The sequence below is a fragment of the Dietzia maris genome, assembly GCF_014144855.1.
In the GTDB taxonomy this organism is placed as follows: domain Bacteria; phylum Actinomycetota; class Actinomycetes; order Mycobacteriales; family Mycobacteriaceae; genus Dietzia; species Dietzia kunjamensis.
In genome coordinates this window covers 1-2,390 of record NZ_JAALDN010000240.1, presented here as the reverse complement: position 1 = coordinate 2,390, position 2,390 = coordinate 1, and the positions used below count along the sequence as shown (strand labels likewise).

Here is a 2,390-nt window from a genome sequence, read left to right as displayed (position 1 = left end):
GCAGGCGGGACAGTCGGGCGCCGCGGTCCGCGTCCCGCCCCGCACCCCGGCGCCCGGGGGCCGGTCGGGCGAGACGGTCCTCGCGGGCGGTGAACAGGCCCTGCAGGTTGGAGGCGGTACCGCCGGTGGTGAAGACGCCGTCCGGGCGGGGGGTGGCGTCGAGAACACTGGCGTCGAGATCACTGGCGTCGAAAGCACTGGCGTCGAAACCGATGAGCCCGGTGACCCAGTCGATGAGCCTCTGTTCGATCAGACACGCCGACGTGCCCTGGTCCCAGGTTTCTACAGCCGTATTGACCGATGTCGCGAGTGCCTCGGCGGCGACCGCCGGGATGGTGATCGGGCAGTTGAGGTGGGCGAGGTAGCGCGGGTGGTGGTAGCCGACGGCGTGGTCGAGGTAGAGCTCCCGAACCTCCTCGAGTGCCCTGTCCAGCGTGCCCAGCGGTGCGGCGAGATCGACGGCGGCGGTCTGCGCTGCCAACGTCGAGGGCGACGCGGACGAGCGCGGCGTGGTCCGACCGTCGAGATACCGGCTCACCTCGGCGGTCGCGGCAGCCAGGGCGGCGGCGTGGGCCTCCCGGTTCCGGCTGCTCAACAATGGATCGTTCACGGGTACTCCGACCTACTCGGGGACAGTGGCACGACCGAACGCTATGCAGGGTAGGCTTACCTAAACAACAGTAGAGTGACATGAATCACGTTGCGGGACAGGTGAAGTGGAAATCTTTGACGTAGCTGTTGCGTTGAGGGTCCGGCTCCCGCTACGGTGACGCCCACCAAGGTAAGCCAAGCCTAAGTCGCCTGGGTCGGTTCCGGGCGGGCGACGTTCCACACCAGACGGAGACCCCATGACCGCACCCGCTACACGATCCCGGCTGACGCTCGACGGACCTGACGGCCCCGCGCTCCCTCGGGCCCGGGCGGTCCTCGTGGCCCTCGCGGCCTTCGCGGCGCTCCTGGCCGTGCTGGCCGGGTGCTCGACCGGCGCCGTCGGCGACGGCGGGGACGCCGGCGCGGGAGGCGAGGTCGAGCGGCAGGGCGAGTTCCCCCGCACCATCGCGCACGCCTACGGCGAGACCGAGATCCCGGAGGCGCCCCAGCGGGTGGCCACCATCTCCTGGGTCAACGCCGACGTCTCCCTGGCGTTGGGCGTGGTTCCGGTGGGGATGCCCCGCAACTCGTTCGGCGCCAACGCGAACGGGTCCACCGACTGGTTCGACGCGGAGCTGGAGGAGGTCGGCGGTGACATGCCGACGCTGTACTCCGAGACCGACGGAATCAACACCGAGGCGATCGCCGCCCTCGAGCCGGATCTCATCCTGGGTGTCTACTCCGGGATGACCGAGGAGGAGTACGAGACCCTCTCGAAGATCGCCCCCACCATCGCGATGCCGGAGGGCGACGTCGCGTTCGGCACCGCGTGGCAGGACTCAACCCGGCTGATCGGCGAGGCCCTCGGTCGTTCCGAGGCCGCCGAGGAGCTCATCACGGACGTCGAGGGGCAGATCGATCAGGTCGCCTCGGACAACCCGGGAATCCGCGACACGACCTTCATCTACGGCACCGTCGACCCCGACGCGGCGGAGAAGATCTACGCCTTCACCGACGTCGACAACCGCCCCCGCTTCCTCGAGCAGCTCGGGATGGTCCAGGCGCCGGTCGTCGCCGAGGCCTCGAGCGGCTCGCCCGAGGAGTTCGCGGTGACCTGGTCACCCGAGCGCGCCGACGAGCTGGTGTCCGACATCCTCGTCACCTACGCCACCTCCCCGGAGGTCCGCGAGGCCATCGAGTCCGACCCGCTGCTCGGGCGCATCCCCGCGGTCGAGGCCGGGCGGATGGTCGTCCAGACCGACGAGCAGCAGGTGCTCTCGATCTCCGCCTCGTCGCCGCTGAGCCTGCCGTGGGCGCTGGAGAACGTCGTGCCCGACATCATCGCGGCGGCAGAGCAGGCCTGAGAAGCGTGACCAGCCCCGCGACGAGCACCGCCGACCCGCCTGTCCTCCCGGCGGGCGGGTCGGCGGTGCCTGCGGTACCGACCGTGCAGCGGCGCCACCGTGTCGTGATCGGCACGGTGGCCTCGTCGACGTTGCTCGTCGCGGGCGTGGCACTCTCGCTGTTCGTGGGAGCGCGATCCGTCGACCCGACGGTGGTGTGGTCGGTGTTGGCGGCGCTCCCGTCGCAGGTGTTCGCCGGTGACCTCATGGCCACCCTCGCCCCCGGTTCGGGTACCGGGATGGACGAGGTGGTGGTGGCCGCCCGGGTTCCCCGCACGATCACCGCGATCCTCGTGGGGGCCGCGCTTGCTGTGGCGGGCGCCGGGCTCCAGGGCGCCACCCGCAATCCGCTCGGCGACCCGGGCCTGCTCGGGCTCACCGCGGGCGCCGCGCTCG

Annotated in this window: 3 protein-coding genes; 2 read left to right on the top strand and 1 reads right to left on the bottom strand. The window is 70.9% G+C overall.

Going from position 1 to position 2,390, the window contains the following annotated elements:
- Nucleotides 1-610, bottom strand: a 610-nt coding sequence (locus G6024_RS08385) for a pyridoxal-dependent decarboxylase (RefSeq protein ID WP_235027818.1), incomplete at its 3' end; no start/stop codon positions are given.
- 238 nt (nucleotides 611-848) lie between these two features.
- Between G6024_RS08385 and G6024_RS08380 the strand changes: the two genes are divergently transcribed.
- Together G6024_RS08380 and G6024_RS08375 are read left to right on the top strand one after the other, a co-directional pair.
- Complete coding sequence (locus G6024_RS08380) at nucleotides 849-1,955, top strand: iron-siderophore ABC transporter substrate-binding protein (RefSeq protein WP_159148478.1); 1,107 nt, start codon at nucleotides 849-851, stop codon at nucleotides 1,953-1,955.
- An 83-nt stretch (nucleotides 1,956-2,038) separates the two neighbouring features.
- A partial coding sequence (locus tag G6024_RS08375; protein ID WP_277355617.1) for an iron chelate uptake ABC transporter family permease subunit occupies nucleotides 2,039-2,390 on the top strand: 352 nt, incomplete at its 3' end.